General features: G+C 73.7%; 25 protein-coding genes. 9 read left to right on the top strand and 16 right to left on the bottom strand.

Annotated elements, in window-relative coordinates; all coding sequences use genetic code 11:
- Window positions 1–298 precede the first annotated feature (298 nt).
- Both IH50_RS0117795 and IH50_RS0117790 read left to right on the top strand, forming a co-directional pair.
- Window positions 299–709: a hypothetical protein gene (locus tag IH50_RS0117795; RefSeq protein WP_030862646.1), complete on the top strand. Its 411-nt coding sequence runs from the start codon at window positions 299–301 to the stop codon at window positions 707–709.
- 66 nt (window positions 710–775) lie between these two features.
- On the top strand, window positions 776–3,097 hold the full coding sequence (locus tag IH50_RS0117790; protein ID WP_030862643.1) for an FHA domain-containing protein: 2,322 nt from the start codon (window positions 776–778) through the stop codon (window positions 3,095–3,097).
- Window positions 3,098–3,509: 412 nt separating this feature from the next.
- On the opposite strand, the gene IH50_RS0117780 is transcribed toward IH50_RS0117790, so the two are convergent.
- Genes IH50_RS0117780 through IH50_RS0117770 form a run of 3 tightly spaced genes read right to left on the bottom strand, consistent with a single transcriptional unit; the run spans window position 3,510 to window position 5,837 of the window.
- Window positions 3,510–4,778 (bottom strand): streptophobe family protein, encoded by a 1,269-nt coding sequence (locus IH50_RS0117780; protein ID WP_030862639.1) that lies wholly within the window; start codon window positions 4,776–4,778, stop codon window positions 3,510–3,512.
- 46 nt (window positions 4,779–4,824) lie between these two features.
- Window positions 4,825–5,256, bottom strand: coding sequence for a PRC-barrel domain-containing protein (locus IH50_RS0117775; RefSeq protein WP_030862636.1), 432 nt, complete (start codon window positions 5,254–5,256; stop codon window positions 4,825–4,827).
- On the bottom strand, window positions 5,253–5,837 hold the full coding sequence (locus tag IH50_RS0117770) for a PRC-barrel domain-containing protein (protein WP_030862633.1): 585 nt from the start codon (window positions 5,835–5,837) through the stop codon (window positions 5,253–5,255). Before IH50_RS0117770 ends, IH50_RS0117775 begins: the two co-directional genes overlap by 4 nt.
- 147 nt (window positions 5,838–5,984) lie before the next feature.
- Between IH50_RS0117770 and IH50_RS0117765 the strand changes: the two genes are divergently transcribed.
- Window positions 5,985–6,440 (top strand): ATP-binding protein, encoded by a 456-nt coding sequence (locus IH50_RS0117765; RefSeq protein WP_030862631.1) that lies wholly within the window; start codon window positions 5,985–5,987, stop codon window positions 6,438–6,440.
- Window positions 6,441–6,464: 24 nt separating this feature from the next.
- Here IH50_RS0117765 and IH50_RS0117760 read toward each other — a convergent pair whose 3' ends face one another.
- A complete protein-coding gene (locus IH50_RS0117760; RefSeq protein ID WP_030862628.1) occupies window positions 6,465–7,352 on the bottom strand; it encodes an RNA polymerase sigma factor SigF in 888 nt (295 codons plus the stop codon).
- Window positions 7,353–7,611: 259 nt separating this feature from the next.
- Between IH50_RS0117760 and IH50_RS0117755 the strand changes: the two genes are divergently transcribed.
- Entirely contained in the window at window positions 7,612–8,004 is a 393-nt protein-coding gene (locus IH50_RS0117755; RefSeq protein ID WP_030862625.1) for a helix-turn-helix domain-containing protein, read from the top strand.
- A 15-nt stretch (window positions 8,005–8,019) separates the two neighbouring features.
- On the opposite strand, the gene IH50_RS0117750 is transcribed toward IH50_RS0117755, so the two are convergent.
- Complete coding sequence (locus IH50_RS0117750; protein ID WP_030862622.1) at window positions 8,020–8,622, bottom strand: ClpP family protease; 603 nt, start codon at window positions 8,620–8,622, stop codon at window positions 8,020–8,022.
- Window positions 8,622–9,278, bottom strand: coding sequence for an ATP-dependent Clp protease proteolytic subunit (locus tag IH50_RS0117745; protein ID WP_030862619.1), 657 nt, complete (start codon window positions 9,276–9,278; stop codon window positions 8,622–8,624). The genes IH50_RS0117750 and IH50_RS0117745 overlap by 1 nt, the downstream gene beginning before the upstream one ends.
- Before the next feature lie 232 nt (window positions 9,279–9,510).
- On the opposite strand from IH50_RS0117745, the gene IH50_RS0117740 reads away from it, so the two are divergent.
- The 3 genes from IH50_RS0117740 (at window position 9,511) to IH50_RS0117730 (ending at window position 11,799) form a co-directional block, all read left to right on the top strand.
- The gene (locus IH50_RS0117740) at window positions 9,511–9,981 is read left to right on the top strand and encodes a VOC family protein (RefSeq protein ID WP_030862616.1); all 471 of its coding nucleotides are present in this window, start codon (window positions 9,511–9,513) and stop codon (window positions 9,979–9,981) included.
- Window positions 9,982–10,055: 74 nt separating this feature from the next.
- Entirely contained in the window at window positions 10,056–10,751 is a 696-nt protein-coding gene (locus IH50_RS0117735) for a ribonuclease H family protein (RefSeq protein WP_030862612.1), read from the top strand.
- 64 nt (window positions 10,752–10,815) lie between these two features.
- Window positions 10,816–11,799 (top strand): aldo/keto reductase, encoded by a 984-nt coding sequence (locus tag IH50_RS0117730; RefSeq protein WP_030862609.1) that lies wholly within the window; start codon window positions 10,816–10,818, stop codon window positions 11,797–11,799.
- Between the two features lie 12 nt (window positions 11,800–11,811).
- On the opposite strand, the gene IH50_RS0117725 is transcribed toward IH50_RS0117730, so the two are convergent.
- The gene (locus tag IH50_RS0117725; RefSeq protein ID WP_030862605.1) at window positions 11,812–12,153 is read right to left on the bottom strand and encodes a hypothetical protein; all 342 of its coding nucleotides are present in this window, start codon (window positions 12,151–12,153) and stop codon (window positions 11,812–11,814) included.
- A 139-nt stretch (window positions 12,154–12,292) separates the two neighbouring features.
- On the opposite strand from IH50_RS0117725, the gene IH50_RS0117720 reads away from it, so the two are divergent.
- Window positions 12,293–12,808 carry a DUF6328 family protein gene (locus IH50_RS0117720; protein WP_030862603.1) on the top strand — a complete coding sequence of 172 codons (516 nt, stop codon included), beginning with the start codon at window positions 12,293–12,295 and terminating at the stop codon, window positions 12,806–12,808.
- On the opposite strand, the gene IH50_RS0117715 is transcribed toward IH50_RS0117720, so the two are convergent.
- Together IH50_RS0117715 and IH50_RS0117710 are read right to left on the bottom strand one after the other, a co-directional pair.
- Window positions 12,795–13,220 carry an SsgA family sporulation/cell division regulator gene (locus IH50_RS0117715; RefSeq protein WP_030862598.1) on the bottom strand — a complete coding sequence of 142 codons (426 nt, stop codon included), beginning with the start codon at window positions 13,218–13,220 and terminating at the stop codon, window positions 12,795–12,797. The two genes, IH50_RS0117720 and IH50_RS0117715, sit on opposite strands and share 14 nt — an antisense overlap.
- A 108-nt stretch (window positions 13,221–13,328) precedes the next feature.
- The gene (locus tag IH50_RS0117710) at window positions 13,329–14,300 is read right to left on the bottom strand and encodes an LLM class F420-dependent oxidoreductase (protein WP_030862597.1); all 972 of its coding nucleotides are present in this window, start codon (window positions 14,298–14,300) and stop codon (window positions 13,329–13,331) included.
- A 72-nt stretch (window positions 14,301–14,372) separates the two neighbouring features.
- On the opposite strand from IH50_RS0117710, the gene IH50_RS0117705 reads away from it, so the two are divergent.
- Window positions 14,373–15,845 carry a serine hydrolase domain-containing protein gene (locus IH50_RS0117705; protein ID WP_030862594.1) on the top strand — a complete coding sequence of 491 codons (1,473 nt, stop codon included), beginning with the start codon at window positions 14,373–14,375 and terminating at the stop codon, window positions 15,843–15,845.
- On the opposite strand, the gene IH50_RS0117700 is transcribed toward IH50_RS0117705, so the two are convergent.
- The 7 genes from IH50_RS0117700 to IH50_RS0117670 form a co-directional block, all read right to left on the bottom strand.
- A complete protein-coding gene (locus IH50_RS0117700; protein WP_199822101.1) occupies window positions 15,816–17,366 on the bottom strand; it encodes a serine/threonine-protein kinase in 1,551 nt (516 codons plus the stop codon). The two genes, IH50_RS0117705 and IH50_RS0117700, sit on opposite strands and share 30 nt — an antisense overlap.
- A gap of 78 nt (window positions 17,367–17,444) precedes the next feature.
- On the bottom strand, window positions 17,445–18,404 hold the full coding sequence (locus IH50_RS0117695; RefSeq protein WP_030862588.1) for a threonine/serine dehydratase: 960 nt from the start codon (window positions 18,402–18,404) through the stop codon (window positions 17,445–17,447).
- Between the two features lie 81 nt (window positions 18,405–18,485).
- Entirely contained in the window at window positions 18,486–19,163 is a 678-nt protein-coding gene (locus IH50_RS0117690; protein WP_030862586.1) for an AIM24 family protein, read from the bottom strand.
- Window positions 19,164–19,232: 69 nt separating this feature from the next.
- Entirely contained in the window at window positions 19,233–20,534 is a 1,302-nt protein-coding gene (locus IH50_RS0117685) for a CAP domain-containing protein (RefSeq protein WP_030862583.1), read from the bottom strand.
- Between the two features lie 87 nt (window positions 20,535–20,621).
- On the bottom strand, window positions 20,622–20,975 hold the full coding sequence (locus tag IH50_RS0117680; RefSeq protein WP_030862580.1) for a UBP-type zinc finger domain-containing protein: 354 nt from the start codon (window positions 20,973–20,975) through the stop codon (window positions 20,622–20,624).
- A complete protein-coding gene (locus IH50_RS0117675; protein WP_030862577.1) occupies window positions 20,972–22,450 on the bottom strand; it encodes an ATP-binding protein in 1,479 nt (492 codons plus the stop codon). Before IH50_RS0117675 ends, IH50_RS0117680 begins: the two co-directional genes overlap by 4 nt.
- Window positions 22,447–24,123 (bottom strand): FAD-dependent oxidoreductase, encoded by a 1,677-nt coding sequence (locus tag IH50_RS0117670; protein WP_030862575.1) that lies wholly within the window; start codon window positions 24,121–24,123, stop codon window positions 22,447–22,449. Before IH50_RS0117670 ends, IH50_RS0117675 begins: the two co-directional genes overlap by 4 nt.
- Window positions 24,124–24,302 lie beyond the last annotated feature (179 nt).

Genomic DNA, 24,302 nt, shown 5'->3' with positions numbered 1-24,302 from the left:
GGTCGCGGTGGATTTACCGGGGAGGGCGTGCCCGCCGGCCGGACGGCGGATCCCGGTCGGTCATCCCCGAGGTCACACGCACCCCGCCGGCCACACCCGCACCGTTTCGGCCAACAATGGCCGTGAATATGCCAGGAGACTGGCCGGAAACATGTGGTGACAGTGTTTCAGCGGTGAACATACTCGACTAGCGAGAGCGCTTCACACCGCGCGACGGCGCCCTCACGCACAGCATGCGAGCCACGAGGCGGGCAGCCGGCCCGGCCCGGCGGGCGAGCGACGCAGCGGGGGAGGGAACGTGCACGACGAATTCCTGTGCCATGTCACCGCGTACGGGGTCTGCGACGGCCGGCGCATCGGCGTACCGCTCGGCACCTACCGGGCGCCCACCCTCGCCCTCGCCCTGTGGTGGCTGCGCGACCGTGCCCTCTGGATCGCCGAGCGCCTCGACCCGCGGCCCGACGCCGAGCACTTACCGCAGGGGGCGCTCGTCCCCGTCGCCGACGGTGTGCCCGACGTCCCCGCCGTGCTGCGCGCCTGGTGCGGCGACGTCGTCCGGCAGGAGGAGGTGGCCGAGACGCTCGCCGCCGGGCGGATGGTGCGCCTCGCCACCGGCGACGACACCACCGAGTACGAACTGCTGGCCGAGTCCGTGGATGCCCTGCGCATGCAACGCGCCGCCCGGGTGCTCGGCGTCCCCGTCGCCTGAGGCGCGCGGCCGCATTCCGGCCGGTGACGCCAGGCACTCGAACGGACCAATGGGTAGAATCCAGACATGGCGGAGCGACTGGTCGCCCCGGAGCTCGTCCTGGAGACCGAGACGGGCTCCACCGTGATGAGTCCGGTCCGCGACTACCACGTGGGACGCGACCCGTCGAGTGACATCGTCCTCGACGACGCCCGGGTCTCCTGGCACCATGCGGTGCTCCACCCCGAGGGCGGCCACTGGACCGTCGAGGACGAGCACAGCACCAACGGCACCTATGCCAACGGCCAGCGCATCCGTACCCGGGAGGTCGGCCCCGGCTACGTCATCCACTTCGGCAGTCCCGACGACGGCCCCCGCGCCGTCCTCGCCGCCCCCGCGCGCGACCGGCCGCAGGCGGTCTCCCATCCCGCCCTCACCCACACCTTCCGGCAGCCGGCCGCCGTACGGCCGCTGCCCACCCGCACCGTCCGCATCGGCCGGGACCCCGGCAACGACCTGGTCGTCGACGACCTGATCGTCTCCCGGCGCCACGCCGAACTGCACGTCCACGCCGACGGCTCGTACGAGATCGTCGACCTCGGCAGCCACACCGGCACCTACCTCAACGGCGTGCCGGTCGACCGGGCCGACATCTGCCCCGGCGACATCGTCGGCATCGGCCACTCCGACTTCTGCCTGATCGGCGACGAACTCCAGGAGTACGTCGACACCGGCGAGGTCTCCCTCGACGTCCAGGACCTCACCGTCGCCGTCGACCGGGGCGCCAAGCGCCTCCTCGACCACGTCTCCTTCCCGGTGGGGGAGAAGTGCCTGCTCGCGGTCGTCGGCCCGAGCGGCGCCGGCAAGTCCACCCTGATGAACGCGCTCACCGGCCAGCGCCCCGCCGACCACGGCACCGTCCTCTACGACGGCCGCGACCTCTACCACGACTACCCCGAGCTGCGCCAGCGCATCGGCCTCGTCCCGCAGGACGACATCCTGCACACCCAGCTGACCGTCCACGCCGCCCTGTCCTACGCCGCCGAACTGCGCTTCCCGCAGGACACCGCCCAGGCCGAACGACGGGCCCGGGTCGGCGAGGTGATCCGCGAACTCGGCCTCGGGGAGCGGGCCCGCCAGCATGTGCACAGCCTCTCCGGCGGACAGCGCAAACGGGTCAGCGTCGCACTGGAACTGCTGACCAAGCCGTCGCTGCTCTTCCTCGACGAGCCGACCTCCGGCCTCGACCCCGGCATGGACCGCTCGGTGATGCGCATGCTGCGCGGCCTCGCCGACGACGGCCGGACCGTCGTCGTCGTCACCCACAGCGTGCTCAGCCTGGACGTCTGCGACCGCCTCCTCGTCCTCGCCCCCGGCGGCAGGACCGCCTACTACGGTCCCCCCGGTGACGCCCTCGCCTTCTTCGGCTTCGAGCACTGGCCGGAGGCCTTCGAGGCGTTCGAACAGCAGCGGGACCGGGACTGGGCGGGACAGTACCGCGACTCGCCCTTCCACCGGCGGTACGTCGTCGAGGCCGCCGCCCAGCCCGAGCGGCCCCGCGAGGAGCCGGTCGTCATGGGGCCCCCGCCCCGGCCGCGCGGCTGGGGTGCCCAGCTCCGCACCCTGGTCCGCCGCTACACCGCCGCGCTCGCCGCGGACCGCACCTTCCTCGCCGTCATGATCGCGCTGCCGTTCGTGATGGGCGCCATGGCGCGGGCCCTCGCGGGCAGTGAGCTGACGCGCAGGTCCGCCATGAACACCCTGCTCATCCTGTGCGTCGGCGCGGTCCTCACCGGCGCGGCCAACGCGGTGCGCGAACTCGTCAAGGAGCGGGTGATCTACCAGCGGGAGCGGGCGGTGGGCCTCTCCAGATCGGCGTACCTGATGTCCAAGGTGGTCGTGCTCGGCACGGTCACCGTGCTCCAGGCCGTGGTGCTGACCCTCGTCGCACTGCTCGGCGTGGACCTGAACGCACCCGGCGGTGAAGGCGTGCTGATGCCGCCCCTTGTCGAGATCACGGTCGCCGTCGCGCTGCTCGCCTTCACCGCGATGATGCTCGGCCTGCTGATCTCCGCGGTGGTCCGCAAGGAGGAGGTGACGATGCCGCTGCTGGTGCTGCTCGCCATCGTCCAGGTCGTCTTCTGCGGCGCCCTGCTGCCGCTCGACGGCGTGCTCGTGCTGGAGCAGCTGGCCTGGCTGATCCCCGCCCGCTGGGGGTTCGCCGCGATGGCCGCCACCATCGGGCTGCCCTCGCTCTCGCCCGGCGACCTGAGCAGTGATCCGCTCTTCGCGCACACGGCGGACGGGTGGCTGCTCGCCGTCGGCATGCTGCTCGCCCTGTCGCTCGCCCTCGGCCTGCTGGTCTCCCGTCTGCTGCGGCGTCACGAACCGGCCGTGATGCGGGGGTAGGCGCCCGCGACGACGGCTCCGTCCCGCGCACGGGCCTGTCCGCTTGGGAGACCACCGGCCCCGGCCGGCCCGCCGTGTCCCTCGGCCCGCTGCCGCAGGTTCGGCCGCCGGAGCGGCGCGGCGGCCGGGGGCACGTGCGGTGCTCCGACGGCCGGCCGGCGTGGATCGGCGGCCGCCGCCCGGTCCTCGTGTCCCGGGGCCCCGTCGCCGGCGCTCCCACGGCCCGCACCGCCGGCCCGCCGCCGACGCGGGCCGAGCAGGCCCCGGTCCGCTACCGGGCCGCCGTGGCCGGTCCGGCCGGTGGTCCCGGCGGGAGACCCTCCGCGCGCACCCGAGGCCCGTGCGCCGGGATCGTCGACGGGGAGGCCGTACGGCTCCACGCCCCGGCCGCGGGCGACGGGTGCGTACCCGGTCAGCGGCCGGCCCTGTTCCTCCGGCGTGCCCCTCGTGCCGCCAGCGCCCCCGCGAAACCCGCGACCAGGCCCCACAGCAGGGCCAGGCCCAGGGTGCTCCGCAGCCGTGGTCTCAGCAGCACCTGACCGGAGAAGCCCTCGCCCAGACCGCCGATGCCGAGTACGGACAGGCCGAACCGCGCGGAGATCCGGGCCATGAGGCAGATCATCAGCACGGTCAGCGCCAGCGCCACCGCCATGCGCACGGCGTGCCGCCAGGCCGGCACCCCGGCCGGGGAGCGGGCCGCCGTCAGGAACGCGGCGGCCAGGAGCAGCACCGCCGTCACCACCAGCAGCCACCACCACTTCCCGCCGTCGTGTTCGGTGAGCGTGCCCAGGTTCAGGGTGGAGACGTCCGGTGTGCGCAGCACCTCGTCGAGCACGTGCGGCATGGGCAGCCCGAAGGGCCCCTCCACCCTGCCGTCCCAGGTGGCACCGAACCCGATCGTCAGCGCCGGCCAGACCACGTTGGGCAGCCCCAGCAGGATCACGGCGAACGTCTCGGCCGGACGGCCCCGGGTGGCGGCGACGACCAGCGCGACGACGAGGCCGATGCCGACGGCGGCCAGTAACAGCAGCACCATCGCGTACGCCGCCGGACGCACCGACGTCTGCAGGCGCAGCAGCCCGGCCGGCAGCGGGGCGCCGCGGGACACCATCAGCGCCACCAGCAGCACCCCCGCCAGCCAGAGCAGGCCGATGAGGACGGTCGGCGGCACGTCGGTGGAGAACCCCACCACCGGTCTGATCCCGAACAGCTCGCCCAGGTCACCGAGCGGACCGTCCCCGAGGGAGAGTTCGTACGTGTGCCGCGCGGCGAGCGCGAGACCGAGGACCGCGAGCAGCCACAGCACGGCGATCCGCGCCGCCCACCCGGCCAGCCCGGGCGCCCCGGCGACCGCCCGGTGCCGCAGCGGGCGCAGGAAGCACCGGCCGACGACCAGCGCCCCGGTGAGGGTGACGGACAGCGGGACGACCGTCAGACCGCCCTCCGCGCCGGCCAGCTCGCCGGCGTCCCCGGAGAGCTCCACCGCCCCGCCGACGGCTGTGACCACGGTCGCCGCGACCACCTGGGGGAAGGAGCCGCCCGGCAGGTCCGTGGCACCGGCCGCCCACAGTCCCAGCGCGGCCACCGCGCCCATGGCGGCCATCGCCCCGAGCACCGTGACGAGGGCCTGCGCCCAGCCGTGGCGGGCGGCCGGACGGCCGGAAGGGATGCGTGAGCTCACCTCTGCACGCTAAGCAGACCCGGCCCGCCCCGCCCGCCGGGAGACCCTAACCGGGATGCCCGTGGCCCGTCCGGATCACCAGGGCGTGGTCGCCGAGGCCCAGCAGACGGTCGGCCGGCAGCTCGCCGAGGGTCGTCAGGACCGCCTCGATACGGGCGGTGGCCGGATCGAACGCCGCGTCGAGCACGGTGCCGCGTTCCTCCCCGCACTCGGTGAGCACCCTGCTCCCCACCAGGTCACGGTGGGGCGGGACCTCGTCCGGCCGGCCGGACGGGCGCGCGATCAGCATGTCCGGGCCGGCCGCGCCCAGGGCGGCCCAGGCCACCACGGCCTCCCTGCGCAGCCGCCCGCGCTGTATCCGGACATGGGTGACCTCCCCGGACGCCGCGTCGACCGTCAGCGCGCGGACCACCCCGACCCGGTCCGCGTCGCCCGGCGTCAGGACGGGCAGCCCGCGCACCCGCGAGAACAGCATCATCGGACCACGCCCCTCCCGCGGCCGTGCCGGGCGCCGGCCCGGGCGACGAAGGCCGGCAGGTCGTCGGTGACGTACGCCGTCGCGTGCGCCGGGATCACCAGCGTCCGGCCGGAGACGCTCAGGGCCTCGCCCCGCGGCACGTACACCTGGTGCCGGCGGTGCCGGGAGCCGTGCACCAGCTCCCGGTGCGCGGCGAGCCGGAACGCGACGAGCCGGCCGCTGGTACCGCCCTCGACCAGCACGTCGAGCACCGTGCCCACCAGATCGCCGTCGTCGGTCAGCACCTGCGCCCCGAGCAGCCGCCCGCGCAGGGCGTCACGGCGCGCCACCGACAGGGGCAGATCGCACAGCGCCCCCTCGTCGCGGACCATCACCGCGTGACGGCCCAGGCAGTGCACCGCCGGCCAGGGCAGGTCCCGCGACAGCGGGCCCGACATCAGGGTCCGGCCGGTGAGGGTGAAACTCGCGATCCGCCCGGCCGCCGGGTCGAAGACCGTGTCCTTGACATGCGCCACGGCATCGCCGCCCAGGGTCACCACGGGCAGCGTCGTCAGGCTCCGTACCGCCGTCAGTCCGTTCATGGCGCCCCTTCCGCCGCACCCGGCGGAACCCGGGTTCCCCGCCCCGCGGAGGCGAACACCGATCAGGTGGACTGCACCGCGCGAGCCGGGGTACCAGGACTGGTGCAGATTCGTCCGGCCGGACCGGCTTCGCGGAGAGAAACGAGCATGACCTACCACCTGGACGGGGCAGTGATACCGACTGGTTTCGACGTGCCCGTGGAACCGCTGCGGCGGACGGCGCACTTCACCGGCGAGCCGGGGTGCATCGCCGAGGCGCGGAGGTTCGCCGCGCACTTCCTCCAGCAGTTGCGGACCGAATGGTGCGCCACGATCGGCGAACGGGCCGACGGCGCGGTGCTGCTGGTGGTGAGCGAACTGGTCACCAACGCGGACCGGCACAGCAACGGCCCGTACATCCTGGAGCTGGAGGGCACCGACACCGTGCTCACGGTGGCCGTCTACGACAGCAGCGCCAGCCTGCCCCGGGTCTTCCCGCGCAACCCCGAGCGCGTCGGCCGGCACGGTCTGGAGATCGTCCGCGCGCTGGCGCGGGACGTCACCGTCGAACGCGTGCCGGTCGGCAAACGGGTACGCGCGGTACTGGATCTCGGCGCCGCCTGACCGGCGACGCCGCCGCCTGACCGGTCAGGCGCAGCCGAGCTCGCCCAGCATGCCCTCGCGCAGCCGGGCGATGATCCGCTTGATCAGGCGGGACACGTGCATCTGCGAGCAGCCGAGACGCTCACCGATCTCCGCCTGGGTGGCCTCCTCCACGAACCGCATGTGGAGGATCTCCCGGTCGCGTTCGCTGAGCTCGGCCATCAGCGGAGCGAGCGAGTGGAAGTCCTCGACGAGGCGCAGCCCTTCCTCCTCGACGCCGATGAAGTCGGCCAGCACGGCCTCGCCGTTCTCCGGGCCGTCCCCGGTGAGGGCGGCGTCCAGCGACGACGAGTTGTACCCGTTCGCGGCGATCTGCCCCTCGACGACCTGCTGCTCGGTGATGTTCATCAGCGTGGCCAGCTCGGCGACCGTGGGCTCCCGGTCCAGCCGGCTGGCGAGCTCCTCGCGGGCCTTCGCCAGCTCGACCCGCAGCTCCTGGAGCCGGCGCGGCACGTGCACGGCCCACGTGGTGTCACGGAAGAACCGCTTGATCTCACCGACGATGTACGGCAGCGCGAAGGACGTGAACTCGACCTCGCGGGACAGCTCGAACCGGTCGATGGCCTTGATCAGACCGATCATGCCGGTCTGCACGATGTCGTCCATGTCGTCGCCGCGGCCGCGGAACCGCCCGGCCGCGAACCGGACCAGGGACATGTTCATCTCGATGAGGGTGTTGCGCGCGTACTGGTACTCGTGCGTGCCCTCCTCCAGCTCCGCCAGACGACGGAAGAACTGGCGGGACAGCTCCCTGGCGTCACGCGGGGCGACGGCACGCGGATCCACCACGTCCCGCGGACCCCCGTCACCCGTCACGGCTTCGGTGTGCTGCTCGGCTACCCGCGCCTGCGACCGGATCACGGCGGTCCTCATTGCCTCTCCCCACGGACGTCACGGCTGACATGTGCCTGAGACCTGCGGGTACCCAGGCCGCGCGGACCCATGCCCACCGAGTTCCGGGAGAATCGGAACCGCGGTGCGCACCGGTCGCCACTCGTACGTCCGATGGTACGGGGGCGCGGCCCGTACGGCGCCCCGGGCCGCGTCCCCGGGCGCCTTCACTCAGGGCGGAACGCCGCTCCCTTCCCCTCGGGGCCGGAATTCCTAGGCTGAGGAGGTGACCAGTCAAGAGATGACCGGCCCCGCGCCGGACCGTGCCCGCGTCATTCCCCTGCGCCCCGGACCGCCGCCGGACCCGGCGGCCCTCGCGCCCAGGGAACCGCTGCTGCGCGACCTCGTCGGGGACGTGCTCCGCAGCGAGCGGCTCGCCCAGGAACGGACGCTGAAGGACGTCGCCGACGCGGCCCGGATCTCCATGCCCTACCTCTCGGAGGTGGAGCGGGGCCGCAAGGAGGCCTCCTCGGAGGTCCTCGCGGCCGCCGCCCAGGCACTCGGCCTCGGCCTCGGCGACCTGCTGACCCGGGCCCACGGGGAACTGGTCCGCGTCACCGGCCGGCGGGCCGCCGCCACGACGACGCGGGCGACGTCCGGCTCCGCGCACAACGGACTCTGCCTGGCCGCCTGACCCGCGCCCGGCGCCTCACACCCTCACGAGGCGCCGGGCCAGCACCTCGTCGGCCAGGCCGTACGCCACGGCCTCCTCAGCGGTGAACACCTTGTCGCGGTCCATGTCGGCCCGCAAGGTCGCCACGTCGTGGTGCGTGTGCCGGGACAGCACCTCCTCCACCTGGGAACGGATCCGCACCATCTCCTTGGCCCGCAGCGCCAGGTCGGACGCCGTGCCGCGCGTCCCGCCCGAGGCCGGCTGCCCCAGCAGCACCCGCGCGTGCTCCAGCACGAACCGCCGCCCCGGGTCCCCGCCGGCCAGCAGCACGGCCGCCGTGGACGCCGCCTGCCCGACGCAGAACGTCGAGATCGGCGCCTGGACGAACGTCATCGTGTCGTAGATCGCCATCAGCGAGGTGAACGAGCCGCCGGGGGAGTTGATGTAGATCGCGATCTCGCTCTCCGGGGCCGACGACTCCAGATGGAGGAGCTGCGCGATGACGACGTTGGCGACCCCGTCGTCGATCTCCGTCCCCAGGAAGATGATCCGCTCGGCCAGCAGCCGGCTGAACACGTCGTAGGACCGCTCGCCCTGCGGGGTGCGCTCGACGACGTTCGGAATCGTGTACGACCCCATCACCGCAGCCCCATCCTGGGCCGGGCGGCGGCCGGACGGACGTCGCCGAGCGACTCCACCACCCGGTCGACCATCCCGTACTCCCTCGCCTGCTCGGCCGTGAACCAGCGGTCCCGGTCGCCGTCCCGGGAGATGGTCTCCGGGGTCTGGCCGGTGTGCTCGGCGGTGATCCGCTCGATGGTCCGCTTGGTGAACTCCAGGCTCTCCGCCTGGATCTCGATGTCGGCGGTGGTGCCCCCGATGCCGCCCGACGGCTGGTGCATCATGACGCGCGCGTTCGGCAGGGCGTAGCGCTTGCCGGGCGTGCCGACGCAGAGCAGGAACTGGCCCATGCTGGCCGCGAAACCCATGGCCAGGGTCGAGACGTCATTGGGGATCAGCCGCATCGTGTCGTAGATGGCCAGGCCCGCGTGGACCGAGCCGCCGGGGCTGTTGATGTACAGGCTGATGTCGGTGCGCGGGTCCTCGGCGGACAGGATCAGCAACTGCGCGCACACGCGGTTGGCGGACACCTCGTCGACCTGCGTGCCGAGCAGCACGATGCGCTGCGCGAGGAGCTGGGAGGCGAGATGGTCGTCGAACCGGGTCGGCGGGGTGTCGCCCTCCTCGGCCCGGGGCAGCGGGACCGGCCACGGGCCGGCGGTGAACGGAGACATCGGCGCTCCTGAAGGTCGCTGGAACGCGGCCGGGACGACCGCGTGCCTCCACTCTCGACCGGCCCGCCGGTCCGGCGGGGACATCTCTGCCCGTGGCAGATTCGCCGTGGGCAGAGTGATCGTCCGTACCGCCGTCCGTACCGCCGTCCGGACCGGTCCGGGCCGCACCGATGAGTTCCGGGGCGGGACCGGGTCAGCACTCACGACCGTGTTCCACGCCCGGGAGGTACTCATGACCACCGACGGATTCACCACCTGCCTCTGGTACGACGGCCGGGCCGAGGAGGCCGCGAACTTCTACGTCTCGGTCTTCAAGGACTCGAGCCTCGGCGACGTCGTCCGCAACCCCGGCGACGAGGACTCCGTGCTCACCGTCGAGTTCACGGCCAACGGCCAGAAGTTCGTCGCGCTCAACGGCGGGCCCGAGTTCACGTTCAACGAGGCGATCTCCTTCCAGCTCGACTGCGCGGACCAGGCGGAGATCGACCACTACTGGGAGAAGCTCGTCGAGGGCGGCGGCGAACACGGCCCCTGCGGCTGGCTCAAGGACCGGTTCGGCGTCTCCTGGCAGGTCAACGCGGTACGGCTGACCGAGATGATCAGTGACCCGGACCGGCGGAAGGCGGACCGCGCCCTGAAGGCCATGATGACGATGGGCAAGCTCGACATCGCCGCCCTGGAGAAGGCGTACGCGGGCGAGTGAGGAGGCCCGGCCCGCCGGCGTCACCACCCCGGGCGGGCCCGGCCGGTCCGGCCGGACATGGCATGATCGGGCGCATGCGTGAACGAGTTGTGGCCGCGTGCGACGGGGCTTCGAAGGGGAACCCGGGGCCCGCCGGCTGGGCCTGGGTGGTCGCCGACCCATCCGAGAAGCCGGTCCGCTGGGAGGCGGGCGCGCTCGGCAGGGCCACCAACAACATCGCCGAACTCACGGCGCTGGAGCGGCTGCTGGCGGCGACCGACCCCGCCGTGCCGCTCGAGGTCCGGATGGACTCGCAGTACGCCATGAAGGCCGTCACCACCTGGCTCCCCGGCTGGAAGCGCAACGGCTGGCGCACCGCGGCCGGCAAACCGGTCGCCAACCAGGAACTCGTCGTCCGCATCGACGAACTCCTCCAGGGCCGCTCGGTCGAGTTCCGCTACGTCCCCGCCCACCAGGTCGACGGCGACCGGCTCAACGACTTCGCCGACCGCGCGGCCAGCCGGGCGGCCACCGCCCAGGAGGACGCCGGCAGCGAGCTGGGCTCGCCCGAGCCGCCGGCCGCCCCGGACCGCCCTGCGGGCGGTGCGGCCAGGCGCGGGTCCGGCGGGGCGAAGACGCCCCGGCAGCGCGGCGGCTCCTCGGCCCGCACCATCAAGGCGAAGTTCCCCGGCCGCTGTCCGTGCGGGCGGTCCTACGCGGCCGGCGAGCCCATCGCCAAGAACGACAAGGGCTGGGGCCACCCCGAGTGCCGGACGGCCCAGAACGTCTGACCGGGCCCGCGCGGAAGCGGAGCCGCCCCGGCGCCCGGCCGGGACGGATGACAGACTGACCTCCATGGACGAGCGCACATTCGACAGGTCGGGACAGCACGCCTCCGTGATCGGTCTCGGCACATGGCAACTCGGGGCGGACTGGGGCGACGTCGACGACAAGGAAGCCCTCGCGGTGCTGGAGGCCGCCGCCGAATCGGGCGTCACCTTCTTCGACACCGCCGACGTGTACGGCGACGGACGCAGCGAGCAGACCATCGCGTCGTTCCTCGGCGGACGGCCCGACCTGCACGTCCTGGTCGCCACCAAGATGGGACGCCGGGTCGACCAGATCCCGGAGAACTACGTCCTGGACAACTTCCGCGCCTGGAACGACCGCTCCCGGCGCAACCTCGGCGTCGACCGGATCGACCTGGTGCAGCTGCACTGCCCGCCCACCCCCGTCTACTCCACCGACGAGGTCTTCGACGCGCTCGACACCCTGGTGGCGGAGGAGCGGATCGCCGCCTACGGCGTCAGCGTGGAGACCTGCGCGGAGGCGCTCACCGCGATCGCCCGGCCGAACGTGGCGAGCGTGCAGATCATCCTCAACCCGTTCCGCATGAAGCCGCTGCTCGAGGTCCTCCCGGCCGCCCGCGAGGCGGGCGTCGGCATCATCGCCCGGGTCCCGCTCGCCTCCGGGCTGCTGTCCGGCAAGTACACCAAGGACACCGTCTTCGCCGCGAACGACCACCGCGCCTACAACCGGCACGGCGAGGCCTTCGACCAGGGCGAGACCTTCTCCGGCGTCGACTACGCCACCGGCGTCGAGGCCGCCGCCGAGTTCGCCGCGCTCGCCCCCGAGGGATACACCCCGGCCCAGCTCGCCCTGCGCTGGATCATCCAGCAGCCCGGCGTCACCACCGTCATCCCCGGCGCCCGCTCGCCCGAGCAGGCCCGCGCCAACGCGGCCGCCGCCCGGCTCCCGGAGCTGCCCGAGGCGACGCTCACGGCGATCCGGGACCTCTACGACCGGCGTATCAAGGACCAGGTGGAAGGCCGCTGGTAGCGGCGACGGACGTCACGGCTCCAGGAGCAGCTGCCGTTCCTGCTCCTGGTCGCCGGAGGCGCTGCCCTCGTCGCGCGCGGTGAAGGACCGCGTGAGGGTGTCGCTCGCCCGCCGCACCGCCTCCGGAGTGCCCTGCACGGTGACGGTCACCGGTGCCGACAGCGGCCCCGCGTCCGCGGCCCCGGCCGCCGCTCCCGGCCCCTCCCCGGTGAACGTCGCCACGCGGACCGTCGCGTTCTCCGCGGAGGGACGCTGGTCCGCGTCCCCGAACGTGCCCTCCAGGACCCGGACGACCGTCCGGGCGTCGTCGGCGTCCCCGCCGCTGAACGTCACGGTGAGCTGGGTGTCCGGCATGCGTCCCACGACCTCCTGGCCTCGGTGTCATCGCCGTCCGTGTAACCGTGCCCCGCGCCCCCAAACCGGCGACCGGCCCGGGAGAACGGCGGCTTTCGGGGCATGGGGAGTAGGGAGACCCACGGAAAGGGGAGGCACTGTGCCGGACAAGGACCAGGGCGAGGACAGGCGCCGGGGACGGAACGAGACGCAGGACGAGAGAGCGGACCGGATGTGGACGGAGCTCATCCAGGAGGTCCGCGTCGCCCAGATGGGGGTACAGATCCTCTTCGGATTCCTGCTGACCGTCGTGTTCACCCCGACCTACGCCAGACTGTCCGACACGGACCAGACGATCTACCTCATCACGGTGGTGCTCGGCGCCTGCGCCACCGGCGCCCTCATCGGCCCGGTCTCCCTGCACCGGCTCGTCTCCGGACGGCGCATCAAGGCGCAGGCCGTGCGGTGGGCCTCCCGGCTCACCCTGCTCGGCCTCCTGCTGCTGCTGGCCACCACCAGCTGCTCCCTGCTGCTCATCCTGCGCGTGGCCACCCACGACGACTTCGTCCCGTACCTGGTGGCCGGAGTGGTGGCCTGGTACCTGCTGTGCTGGTTCGGCCTGCCGATGTGGGCCCGGTACCGCCACACCGGAGGCCGGGAGCTCAGTTCCCGGTGAGGACGTCCGCGAGGAAGTCGTCCACGCGGACCTCCTCGCGCCCCGGCGGCACCACCAGCCGGGTCTCGTGCAGGAACGCGCCGACGGTCTCGGCCCAGGCGAACACCACCGCGTGGTGCCGGCCGCCGTCGGCGTGGGCCTCGCCGAGGAACTCCATCCGCAGCTCCCGCCCCACACCCCGGGACTCCGGCCGCAGCCGTACGTCCCCGATGCCGACCGGGCGGGTGAGACCCTCGGCGACCATCTCCCGGTCCAGCTGCCAGCGGGCGAGGACCCGGCCGTCGTGGCTGAAGACGACGGTGACGGCGAACGGGTCGGACGGGTCGTAGCCCAGGTGGGCGAGCACGGGAAAGCGGTCCGTGTCGCCCGCCTGGAGCTCCACCACCAGGGTCTTGTGCACGAACGAGTTCACGAAAGGGCCTCCGGGAAGTACCGACGTAGAGCCCTCTAGTACCCCGCATCCACGCAAGATGCTCGGCCTTCCGGATGAATCGCCGGCCGTGCCGGGCCGCCGGGAGGATCAGCCGAAGGCGTCCCGCAGCGCCGGCAGCAGCGTCTTCTCCGACCAGTCCAGGTACGCCGGCTGCGACTCGCCGCCGATCTGCACCAGGGCGATCTCGGTGAAACCCGCCTCGGCGTAGGGGCGGACGGCCTCGACGAAGTCCGCCGGGTCGCTGCCGCACGGGATCGACCCGGCGACGTCCTCGGGCCGGACGAACTGCGTCGCCGACGCGAAGGAGTCCGGGTGCGGCAGCTCCGAGTTGACCTTCCAGCCGCTGCCGAACCAGCGGAACTGGTCGTGGGCGCGTGCGACGGCCGCGTCCCGGTCGGGGTCGTAGCACACCGGGAGCTGCCCCACCCGTGGCTTGCCCCGCCCGCCGTGCCGGTCGAAGTCGTCGAGCAGTTCCGCCTTCGGCTCGGTGGCGATCACCAGGTCGGCGAGCCGGCCCGCGAGGGCGCAGGACCGCTTCCCGGACACCGCGACACCGATCGGCGGCGGCTCGTCCGGCAGGTCCCACAGCTTGGCCGACTCGACGTCGAAGTGGGTGCCCCGGTGGTTCACGTGGCCGCCCTCGAACAGGGCGCGGATGATCTCCACCGCCTCCTCGAGCATCTCGTGCCGCACGTCCACGGACGGCCAGCCGCCGCCCACCACGTGCTCGTTGAGGTTCTCGCCGGAGCCGAGTCCCAGCCGGAACCGGCCCTCGGACAGCAGCTGCACCGTCGCCGCCTTCTGCGCCACCACCGCCGGGTGGTAGCGCAGCGTCGGACACGTCACGTACGTCATCAGCGGGATGCGCGAGGTGGCCTGCGCGGCGGCGCCCAGCACGCTCCAGGCGTACGGCGCGTGACCCTGCGACGCCAGCCAGGGGAAGTAGTGGTCCGAGGTCACCGAGAAGTCGAAACCGGCCTCCTCGGCCCGCACCACGTGGTCGACCAGCTCACGGGGCCCGGCCTGCTCGGTCATCATCGTGTATCCGATTCGCACCATGCCGCACGGGTCCCCGGCCCGGGGCGGGGAAAACGATGGATCACCCGCGGCGGCCCGGGCAGGATGCCTCCCATGACAGCCCACCCGCTCCCCACCGCGGAGCCCGCCGCCCAGGGCGTCGACGCCTCCGGCGTCCACGCCTTCCTCGACGCCCTCGAAGCCGACCCGGACATCGAACCGCACAGCCTGATGATCCTGCGCCACGGCCGGCTCGTGGCCGCCGGCTGGTGGGCGCCGTACACCGCGCGGCGCCCGCACCTGCTGTACTCGCTCAGCAAGAGCTTCACGGCGACCGCCGCCGCCCTCGCCGAGGCCGAGGGGCTGCTCGACTTCGACGCCCCGGTGCTGTCGTACTTCCCGGAGTTCGAGGCCGACATCACCGACGCGCGCAGCCGGGCGATGCTGGTCCGGCACGTGGCGTCCATGGCCAGCGGCCACGAGGACGAGACCCTCGACGCCGCGTACGCCACCGACCCCGTCGAACCCGTGCGCGGCTTCCTGCTCCAGCCGCCGCAGCGGGACCCGGGCACCGTCTTCGCCTACAACCAGCCCTGCACGTACACCCTCGGCGCGATCGTGCAGCGGGTCACCGGGCAGACGCTCACCGAGTATCTGCGGCCCCGGCTGTTCGACCCGCTGGGCATCGGCGAGACACTGTGGCAGCGGGACCGCACCGGCCGCGAGATCGGCTTCAGCGGACTGCACGCCGCCACCGACGCCGTGGCCCGGCTCGGCCAGCTCTACCTGGACGACGGGGTGTGGCGGGGCGAACGGCTGCTGCCCGGGGGATGGGCCGCCCGCGCCGCGCACCCGCACATACCGACCGCCGGAACCCCGCTGGTGGGGGACCGGCAGGACTCGATCCGCGGCTACGGATACCAGTTCTGGGTCTCCCGGCACGGGTTCCGGGGCGACGGGGCCTACGGGCAGTACTGCCTCGTCCTGCCCGAGCACGACGCGGTGGTCGCCGTGACCACGGCGACCGAGCGGACGCAGGAGTACCTCGACCTGGTCTGGCGGCACCTCCTGCCGGCCTTCCGCCCGGCACCGCTGACCGGCCGCGAGGCCGCGGACACCGCCCTGCGCGAGCGCCTGGAACGGCTCGCCCTGCCCCCGGCCGACGGCGGCCCCGTACCGCCCGAGAGGACCGGCGACTGGTCCGGCGCCGCGTTCACCCCGCAGGGCGGGGGCTGCGACGACCAGCCGAAGCTGACCGCGGCCGAGGTCACGGCGGACGACGGCGGCGGCTGGACGCTGACCCTCACCGAGGACGGCGAACGGTTCGACGCGCGGTTCCTCGCCGGGCAGGGATGGACGACCGCCGAGGAGCCCGTCCCGGCCGCCGCGAGCGGCGGCTGGAACGACGACGGCACCCTCACCGTGGACCTGGCGTTCCTGGAGACCCCGCACCGCCTCCGGGTCACCTGCTCCCTCACCGACCGGACCTTCACCGCCCGCTGGCTCACCCGGCCGCTGCACGCGTGGCCCCTGCGCAGGCTGCGCGCCCCGCGCGGCTCAGTCCACGGCGGGCCGGAACGTCCGTAGGAAGGTCCGCAGGGCCTCCCGGCTCGCGGGTTCCTCCCAGGCGGCGGCCGGGGTCGTCCAGCGCAGTGAGAAGCCGCGCCCGCCGCCCAGCAGGAACCCGCGGCCGAAGGTGCGCACCCGGGTGCCGCCGGCCGCGGCGTACCACTCCAGGTCGGCGGCCTCGCGCCCCTGGTACGTCGTCGCCCGGATCCCGCCGATCCGCTCGTAGCCGGCGCCGGACCGCTCCAGACGCGGCTCCACGTCGTCCCGCCACACGGCCACCGCGTCCGACCCCACCCGCTCGCTGTAGGTGACGGCGAGCGTACGCGGGTCCCCGTCGGCGCCGAAGGTGACCCGGTAGCCCCGGTCGGCGCCGCGGGAGGTGTCCAGCCGCTCCCAGCCCTCCGGCAGCGCGACGGAGAAGCCCTCCGGGGCGTGGTGGGCGCGGTAGCCCGGCGGGAGGCCGCCCGCGCCGTCCGGCGGGGAGGGGGAGGGGGCCGGCGTCGACGGGTCCCCGGGCACGTCCGGCAGGCCGGCCGGCGCGGACACCCGGGGCGGCGGCGCGTCGGCGGAGCCGGTGCCGGCGCCCGGCAGCCCTCGCGCCGCGGCGAGCACCGCGACCGTCACCGTGACGACGGCGAGCGCGGTGCCGAGGAGCGTCGTCCGCCTGCCCCGCTCCCGGCCCGCGTACCGCACGGTGCCGGTGCGCGGGCCGTGCGGCCGGGGGCCCGGCGCCGCCTCCCGCAGCACCCGGGTGAGCGCCCCGCGGACCACCTGGCCGGCCGGCCGCTCCCGCGGATCCTTGCGCAGCAGCCCTTGGACGACCTGGGTGAGCGGGCCCGCCCGGACCGGTGCGCGCGGCGGCAGCCGGTCCACGCCCTTCAGCGTGGCCTCGGGCCGCCCGCGGTCCCGGAACGGCGGACGCCCCTCCAGCATCGTGTGGAGGAGCGCGCCCAGCGCCCACAGATCCGCGGCGCGCCCGGCCGGCTCGCCACGGGCCTGCTCCGGGGAGGCGTACGACGGTGCCGTGAGCCGGGGCGCCGGCGCCGCGCCGGCCAGGCCGTACCCGGTGACGACGGCCGGCCCGCCCTCGCGCAGGAACACCTGGCCGGGGCTGAGCTCACCGTGCGTGACGCCCCCGGCGTGCGCGGCGTCCAGCACGTCGAGCAGCTCCAGTGCGACGCGCGCGGCCCGTACGTGGTCGAACGCGCCCTCCTCGGCGAGGACCTCGTCGAGCGGTGTCCCGTCGATCCACGCGGTGACGGTCCACAGGAAACCGGACTCCTCGACGGTGTCGACGACGCCGGCGATCCGGCCGGGGCACAGGCGCGCCGCGCTCTGTGCCGCCCGCAGCACCCGGGCGGGCGCGCGGTGTGCGCCGGCCGCGTCCCGCGGGAGCCCGATCCGGGTGAGCAGACAGGGGCGGCCGGTCCGCAGATCGTCGGCGTACCAGCGGACGCAGTTGGTCTCCCGGTGCGTGATCTCGACCAGCCGGTACCGTTCGGCGACCGTCCGGTCGGTGGAGACGTGCGCCCTGCCCATGGCCATCCCTCGTCGAACCGCCGGCTCCCGCTGTCCCCAGGAGTACGGGGAGCGGGCTGGGTCCGTTCAACGGGAGGCTCAGCGAAGTTCGAAGTGCTCCGCCCAGGCGATCATGTCGCCGGTGGTGGCGTTGCCGCCGCACACCACGAGACCGAGCCGGGCCCCCTCGCCGGCCCGCTCCAGCACCCGCCGCGCGGCCGGCAGCAGACAGCCGGCGGCCGGCTCCGCCCACACCTTGGCGTGGTCCGCGAGCTCCAGCGACCCCCGCACCGCCTCCCGGTCCGGTACCACCAGCACCTCGGTGACCAGCTCCGAGACGTGTTCGTACGTCAGCGGGGAGACGGCCGGGGCGCTGAGCGTGGAGACGATCGACGTCAGCTTCACCGGCACCGGGCCGCCCGCCGCCAGCGCCTCGGACATCGCCTGCGCGCCCTCGGTCTCCACGCCCCAGACCCGCACCCCGGGCCGCAGCGCGCGCAGCGCCGCCGCGACCCCGGCGATCAGCCCGCCGCCCCCGATGCTCACCAGGACGTCCGTGAGGTCACCGGCGTCCGCGGCGAACTCCAGCCCCACCGTGCCCTGACCCGCGATCACCACCGGGTCGTCGAAGGGGTGGACCAGGGTCAGCCCCTCCTGCTGCAGCCGGGTCATGAGCGCGAACGCGCCGTCCATGTCGTCGGTCAGCCGCACCGAGGCGCCCGCGGACTCCGCGATCTCCACGGCCCGCAGGGGCGCCGAACGCGGCATCACCACCGTGGCCTTCACATCGAGGGCCGCGGCCATCACCGCGAGGGCGATCCCGTGGTTGCCGCCGCTCACCGCCACGACCCCGGCGGCCCGCTCGGCCCCGCTCAACGACAGCAGCTTCGCCGCCGCGCCCCGCACCTTGAACGAACCGGTGCGCTGCAACAGCTCCAGCTTCGTGGTGACCGGGGCCCCGAGCAGTGCCGACAGGCCGGGGCTCGGCACGGTCGGGGTCCGCACCACGTGCCCGGCGATCCGCTCGGCCGCGGTCCCGATGTCGGCGATCCCGATCACGACTGTCACCTCTCCGGCGCGGGGGCGGTGATCCGCGCCGTCCTCCACCCTGGCCCGCCCGGCGGCCAAGGTCAACATCGCTCAGTGCTGCTGGGCCTTCTGCGGCGGCGCCTCACTGGGCCGGACGACGACGTACCCCTCGCCCCGCAGCATCAGCTGCACGGCCTCGCCCGCCCCGCCGCGCAGCATCGAGCCCAGCGACTGGGAACGGTGCAGCGACGTGTCCAGGCCCGCGGTCCAGCCGACGACCGCGTCCGTGTCCACGTACACCGGGTCCTGCGACGACACCGGGATCACCAGCGGATTCCCCTCGCACACCAGCCCCAGCCGGCCGTGTCCGGTGAACACGCTGTTGAACAGCCCGCCGCCGCTGATGCCGGCGCCCTTCACGGTCGCGATGCGGTACGACAGCGAGGCGTCGAAACACAGGACGTTGCGGCCGTTGACGGTGAACTCGTCGCCCGGGTCGACCTCGACGACGAAGCAGTTTTGCGCCTCGTGCGCGAACCACGCCTCGCCCCGGCCGCGCACCGCCATCAGCGGCAGCCCCTCGCCGGTCACCGCCCGCTTGAGCATGCCGCCCACGCCCTGCCCCTTGCGCTCGAACCGGAGATCGCCGCGGTAGGCGACCATCGCGCCCTGCCGGGCGTGCATCTCGCCGTCGACCGTGTAGCGGATGCATTTGGCGTTCTCGACGGTCATGCCCGGAGCCGTGGCCGGCCGCACCGTGTGCTGACTGGAAAACAGGTCACCCTTCATGGGGGCATCCTCGCCCGGACTCCCTCCCTCCGCCAGGATCATGTACGGACGGCACCGGGGCCGGCGCCGTCAGCCGCCGAAGAGCTGGGTCCAGTACGTGCCCGCCCGGCCGCCGCCCGCGAACCCGACGCCGATGCGGGTGAAGCCGGCCTTGAGGATGTTGGCGCGGTGACCGGGGCTGTTCATCCAGCCCTGGACGACCTCGGCGGCCGAGCGCTGGCCGCACGCGATGTTCTCGCCGATCGTCCGCAGCGCCGAACCCGCGGCGGCGGCCCGGTCCCAGGGTTCGCCGCCGTCGGGCGCGGTGTGGGAGTAGAAGTCGCGGGCCACCATGTCGGCGCTGTGCGCCTGCGCGGCCGCGGTCAGCAGGGGGTCGTGGGACAGGGGCGGAAGTCCGGCACGGACGCGCTCCCGGTTGGTGAACTCGATGACCTCGCCGGTCGTACGGCTCAGCCCGTCCGGGGTGAGCGGACTGGCCCACAACGCCGTCCAGTAGAGGTCGCCGGACCCCTCGCAAGACCCCACGGCGGCATGGGTGAAGGAGGGGTCGCACACGGTGCGGCGGGCCGCGTCGTGGCGCAGGCAGTGGTCGACGAACCGGTCGACCGTGAGCGGCCCGGAGACCAGGTGCTCGCCGACGGTGAGATACGGGTATCCGGCGGCGACGACCCGCTGGTGGACGGAGACTCCGTCCACGCCCTCGACGGCGAGGCGCCCGCCGCGCGCCATCATGCCGGCGTGCTCCCGCGCCGCGTCGGCCAGCCGCGCGTCATGGGCGACCGGCGGTGAACCGGCGGCGGCCCGGACGGAGTTCACCAGGCCGAGGAAGCCGTCCTGGGCGGCCGGGCGGGCCGGGGCGGCGGGTGCCGTGTGCGCGGCGACCGCCCCGTCGTCGTCCGCCACGTCGACCCCGAAGTCCCGTGCGAGCCCGGCCAGTCCGTCGGCGTATCCCTGTCCCAGGGCGCGCAGTTTCCACTCCCCGCCGCGCCGGTAGATCTCCGCGAGGAGCAGCACGGCCTCCTGCCGCACCCGGGGCGGGGAGAACCGGGCGAGCGGGCGGCCGCCGGCACCGGCGACCTGGAGCACGGGGACGGGCAGCCCGCTCAGCGGGGTGCCGGGGTCGGCGGGGCTGACGGCCACCGTGACGCGCACGGCGCCGGGACGCAGCGTCGGCGGGTCGACGGTGAGGGTGTCCCCGACGAGCCGGGCGCCCGGCGCGGACGGCTGGTTGTAGAACACGAAGTCGCCGTCGCCGCGCACCTTTCCGCCGTCGTCCGTGATCAGCGCGGACACGTCGAAGGGGCCGGGCACCCGGACGGTCACGGCACCGCCCGGGAGGGCCAGATTCCCGCCGGGGACCAACTCCTGCATCACGCCGCCCTGTTGTCGTCGTACACGGACCGGTGGGGGTGTCCGGACAACGACGGGCGGCGGCCGCGGGTTCCCGGTCGCGATCCCTTACCGCCGTAGCGCCCGGGCCCAGTCCGACGGCACCCGTCCCGCCGGACCCGGCGACGGCTGGTCGGCCGGGTGGCTCACGGGCGGGGCCAGGTCGGGGCCGGACTCGTACAGCTCGTTGGTGGCGTAGTCCCAGAACCAGTCCTCGCCCGGCTCGTAACTGCGGACCACGGGATGCCCGGTGGCCTCGAAGTGCGCCGTGGCGTGCTGCCCGGGCGAGCTGTCGCAGCAGCCGATGTGGCCGCATCGCGCGCAGCGCCGCAGGTGGAACCACCAGCCGCCCACGGCGTCGCAGTCGGCGCAGCCCGGGCCGGTCGGGGGAACGCCGGGGTCGATGGCGTGGTCGCTGGTCATGCGGGCTCCTCGGGGGTGTCGTCGGCGGCCGGTGCGGTGAGCGGCAGCAGCACCTGGAAGCGGGTGTCGCCCGGCTCGGACTCGAACCGCAGGGTCCCGTGGTGCTTGTCGACCACGATCCGCCAGGAGATGTCCAGGCCCAGTCCGGTGCCCTCACCCACCGGTTTGGTGGTGAAGAACGGGTCGAAGACCCGGTCGCGGATCTCCGGCGGGACGCCCGTGCCGGTGTCGCCGAACTCCACCAGCAGCCGGTCGTTCTCCCGCGCGGTGCGCACGGTCAGCGTGCCCTGTCCGCCCTGCCCGTCGTCCGCGCCCGTGCCGTTCATGGCGGCGACCGCGTTGTCGATCAGGTTGGTCCACACCTGGTTGAGCTCCGCCGGGTAGGCCGGGATCCGCGGCAGCGTCCGGTCGTACTCCTTGACCACCTTGATCCGCGGCCCGAACTTTCCCGACAGCATCAGCAGGGTGCTGTCGAGGAGTTCGTGCACGTCGGCGACTTGGAAGGGGGCGCGGTCGAGCTGCGAGTACTGTTTGGCGGCGTCGACGAGGTGCGAGATGCGGTTCGTGGAGTCCGCGATCTCGTCCATGAGCAGTTCCGTCTCGACCGTGTAGCTGAGCCAGCCGACCGCCGACGGCAGCGTCGCCTCGTCGACGGCGGCGGCGACCTGCTCCAGCCAGTCCAGGTCCAGTCCGGCCTGGACGAACGTCGGGGCGATCCGCCAGCCGTCGGGGATGCCGTGGTCGTCCAGCCAGTCGGCGAGCTCGTCCTCCCGGTCCGACGCCTCCAGCGGGCTGAGCACGGGCGCCTTCGCGACCCGTTCGGCCGTCCGTTCCTGGATCTCGATGAGGCCGGCCAGCGTCTCGCGGTCGTAGGTGCCCGCGGAGATGACGCGCAGCTTGTGCCGCATCTTGCCGACGCGTTCGCGCAGCGTCGCCGTCGCCCGTACGGCCGCCGCGGCCGGGTTGTTCAGCTCGTGCGTCAGCCCGGCCGACAACGAGCCCAGCGCCAGCAGCCGTTCGCGCTGGCCGATGGCGCGCTGGGTGTTCTTCGAACCGAAGAACAGCCCCTCCAGGAGGTGGACCGCCATCGGGAACCACTCCCGCATGACGCTCGCGAACGTGTCCGCGGGCACCACGAAGAACCGGGTCGGCTCCGTCACGCGCATCGAGTTGGTGTAGACCTGCCGCACCCGGTCCCCGAGGTAGGCCTGCATGGCCCCCGCGTACACCCCGCGCTGGGAGGTGCGGCTGACCTCCACGTCGTCCGCGCCGACCCGGCGGGACAGCACGACGGTGCCCTCCAGCATCACGTAGAAGCAGGTGGCGGGGGAGCCCTCGGTGTAGACGGGGCCGGGTTCGAACCGTTCCACCCGCCCCTCGGCGCAGAGCCGTCCGAGCTGTTCGTCGGTGAGCTTCTCGAACAGGAACAGGGAGCCGATCTCCTGGGGGCTGCACGGCATCGGACGCCCGCTCACGACTGCTCCAGGTACCGGTGGACGAGCATCACGGCCATGGCTCCCTCTCCGACGGCGGACGCGACCCGCTTGGCGGACTCCGCGCGGGCGTCGCCCGCCACGAACACGCCGGGCACGCTGGTCTCCAGGTGGTACGGCGGCCGGTCCAGCTCCCAGCCGGCCGGCGGACGCCCGTCGGCGGTGAGGTCGGGCCCGGCGAGGATGAACCCGCGGTCGTCCCGCAGCACCGTGCCGTCCAGCCAGTCGGTCAGCGGAGCGGCGCCGATGAACACGAACAGCCACTGCGCGTCGACGAGTTCGGTCCGCCCGCTGTCCGTGTCGCGCAGCGTCAGCCGCTCCAGCCGGCCGTCGCCGTGCGCGCCCTCGACGACCGCGCCGCACCGCACCGAGATGTTCGGCGCCCGGTCGATCTGCTGGATCAGGTAGTACGACATCGACGCCGTCAGGTCCGGACCGCGCACCAGCAGCGTCACCGACTTGGCGAACCGGGACAGGTACATCGCGGCCTGCCCCGCCGAGTTGGCGCCGCCGACGATGTACACGTCGTGCCCCTGACAGGCGGCGGCCTCCGTCAGCGCCGACCCGTAGTAGACCCCGCAGCCGTTGAGGTCGTCGCAGCCGGGCGCCGCCAGCCGCCGGTACGACACCCCGGTCGCCAGGATCACGCTGTGCGCGGCGACCGACGACCCGTCGGAGAACCGTACGACCCGGGCGCCGCCGTTGACCTCGAGACCCGTCACCTCCCGCGCGGTGAGGATCTCGGCGCCGAACCTCGTCGCCTGCCGCCGCGCCCGGTCGGTGAGCTGCGCGCCCGACACGCCGTCGGGGAAGCCCAGGTAGTTCTCGATCCGCGAGGACTGCCCCGCCTGCCCGCCGGTCGCCGACCGCTCCACCAGCACGGTCCGCAGCCCCTCGGAGGCCCCGTAGACCGCCGCGCCGAGCCCCGCCGGGCCGCCGCCGATCACCACCAGGTCGTAGAAGCCGGCCTCCGGGGTCGTCGCCAGGCCCACCCGGGCGGCGAGGTCCACGGACTCCGGCTCCACCAGCGGCGTCCCGTCCGGGGTGATCACCACCGGCAGCCGCGTCCCGTCCTCGCCCGCGGCGGCCAGCAGCCGCCGGCCCTCCGGCTCGTCGGCGGAGTACCAGCGGTAGGACACCTGGTTGCGGGCCAGGAACTCCCGCACGTCCGAGGAGCGCGCCGACCAGCGGTGCCCGACCACCTTGGTGCTGGGCACCGGCCGGTGGTCGCTGCGCCGCCAGGCCTCCAGGAGGTCGTCCAGGACCGGGTAGAGCTTCTCCTCCGGCGGGTCCCACGGCTTGAGGAGGTAGTGGTCGAGGTCGACGACGTTGATTGCGTCGATCGCCGCGCCGGTGTCCGCGTACGCGGTGAGCAGCACCCGCCGCGCGCCGGGATGGATGTCGAGGGCCTGTTCCAGGAACTCGATGCCGTTCATCCGGGGCATCCGGTAGTCGGCGAGGATCACGGCGACGAGGTCGCCGCGCAGCTTCAGTTCACGCAGCGCGTCCAGCGCGGACTCCCCGGACTCCGCGCGCACGATCCGGTACGACGCCCCGTAGCGCCGTCTGAGGTCCCGGGCCACGGCGCGGGAGACGCCCGGGTCGTCGTCCACGGTCATGATCACGGTCCGCGCCGCTTCGGCGGCCTGTGTCATACGTCCCCCACGTCGTGCGGTCGGATCCCCGGCGCGGCGGGCCCCGGCCGGGCCGCGGCCACCGTACCGGCCCTGCCCATCGTATGTTCGACGGCGTTCCCGCGCTCGGGTATGCGCGAGCCGCGCGGCGTGGGGAAGACTGGATCATGAGAAGCGGACACGACACCGGGAGGAACCGC

Origin of the sequence: Streptomyces sp. NRRL S-37 (genome assembly GCF_000721605.1) — a bacterium.
Lineage (GTDB): Bacteria > Actinomycetota > Actinomycetes > Streptomycetales > Streptomycetaceae > Streptomyces.
The sequence above is the reverse complement of the archived record's forward strand: the minus strand, read 5'-3'. Positions and strand labels throughout refer to the sequence as shown.

What these genes read in the sequence shown, in the direction of transcription:
- IH50_RS0117790 (WP_030862643.1), top strand. Translation starts at nt 776, where the DNA reads ATGGCGGAGCGACTGGTCGCCCCGGAGCTCGTCCTGGAGACCGAGACG.
- IH50_RS0117775 (WP_030862636.1), bottom strand. Translation starts at nt 5,256, where the DNA reads ATGATGCTGTTCTCGCGGGTGCGCGGGCTGCCCGTCCTGACGCCGGGC.
- IH50_RS0117770 (WP_030862633.1), bottom strand. Translation starts at nt 5,837, where the DNA reads ATGAACGGACTGACGGCGGTACGGAGCCTGACGACGCTGCCCGTGGTG.
- IH50_RS0117765 (WP_030862631.1), top strand. Translation starts at nt 5,985, where the DNA reads ATGACCTACCACCTGGACGGGGCAGTGATACCGACTGGTTTCGACGTG.
- IH50_RS0117760 (WP_030862628.1), bottom strand. Translation starts at nt 7,352, where the DNA reads ATGAGGACCGCCGTGATCCGGTCGCAGGCGCGGGTAGCCGAGCAGCAC.
- IH50_RS0117755 (WP_030862625.1), top strand. Translation starts at nt 7,612, where the DNA reads ATGACCGGCCCCGCGCCGGACCGTGCCCGCGTCATTCCCCTGCGCCCC.
- IH50_RS0117750 (WP_030862622.1), bottom strand. Translation starts at nt 8,622, where the DNA reads ATGGGGTCGTACACGATTCCGAACGTCGTCGAGCGCACCCCGCAGGGC.
- IH50_RS0117745 (WP_030862619.1), bottom strand. Translation starts at nt 9,278, where the DNA reads ATGTCTCCGTTCACCGCCGGCCCGTGGCCGGTCCCGCTGCCCCGGGCC.
- IH50_RS0117740 (WP_030862616.1), top strand. Translation starts at nt 9,511, where the DNA reads ATGACCACCGACGGATTCACCACCTGCCTCTGGTACGACGGCCGGGCC.
- IH50_RS0117735 (WP_030862612.1), top strand. Translation starts at nt 10,056, where the DNA reads ATGCGTGAACGAGTTGTGGCCGCGTGCGACGGGGCTTCGAAGGGGAAC.
- IH50_RS0117730 (WP_030862609.1), top strand. Translation starts at nt 10,816, where the DNA reads ATGGACGAGCGCACATTCGACAGGTCGGGACAGCACGCCTCCGTGATC.
- IH50_RS0117725 (WP_030862605.1), bottom strand. Translation starts at nt 12,153, where the DNA reads ATGCCGGACACCCAGCTCACCGTGACGTTCAGCGGCGGGGACGCCGAC.
- IH50_RS0117710 (WP_030862597.1), bottom strand. Translation starts at nt 14,300, where the DNA reads ATGGTGCGAATCGGATACACGATGATGACCGAGCAGGCCGGGCCCCGT.
- IH50_RS0117705 (WP_030862594.1), top strand. Translation starts at nt 14,373, where the DNA reads ATGACAGCCCACCCGCTCCCCACCGCGGAGCCCGCCGCCCAGGGCGTC.
- IH50_RS0117700 (WP_199822101.1), bottom strand. Translation starts at nt 17,366, where the DNA reads ATGGGCAGGGCGCACGTCTCCACCGACCGGACGGTCGCCGAACGGTAC.
- IH50_RS0117690 (WP_030862586.1), bottom strand. Translation starts at nt 19,163, where the DNA reads ATGAAGGGTGACCTGTTTTCCAGTCAGCACACGGTGCGGCCGGCCACG.
- IH50_RS0117685 (WP_030862583.1), bottom strand. Translation starts at nt 20,534, where the DNA reads ATGCAGGAGTTGGTCCCCGGCGGGAATCTGGCCCTCCCGGGCGGTGCC.
- IH50_RS0117680 (WP_030862580.1), bottom strand. Translation starts at nt 20,975, where the DNA reads ATGACCAGCGACCACGCCATCGACCCCGGCGTTCCCCCGACCGGCCCG.
- IH50_RS0117670 (WP_030862575.1), bottom strand. Translation starts at nt 24,123, where the DNA reads ATGACACAGGCCGCCGAAGCGGCGCGGACCGTGATCATGACCGTGGAC.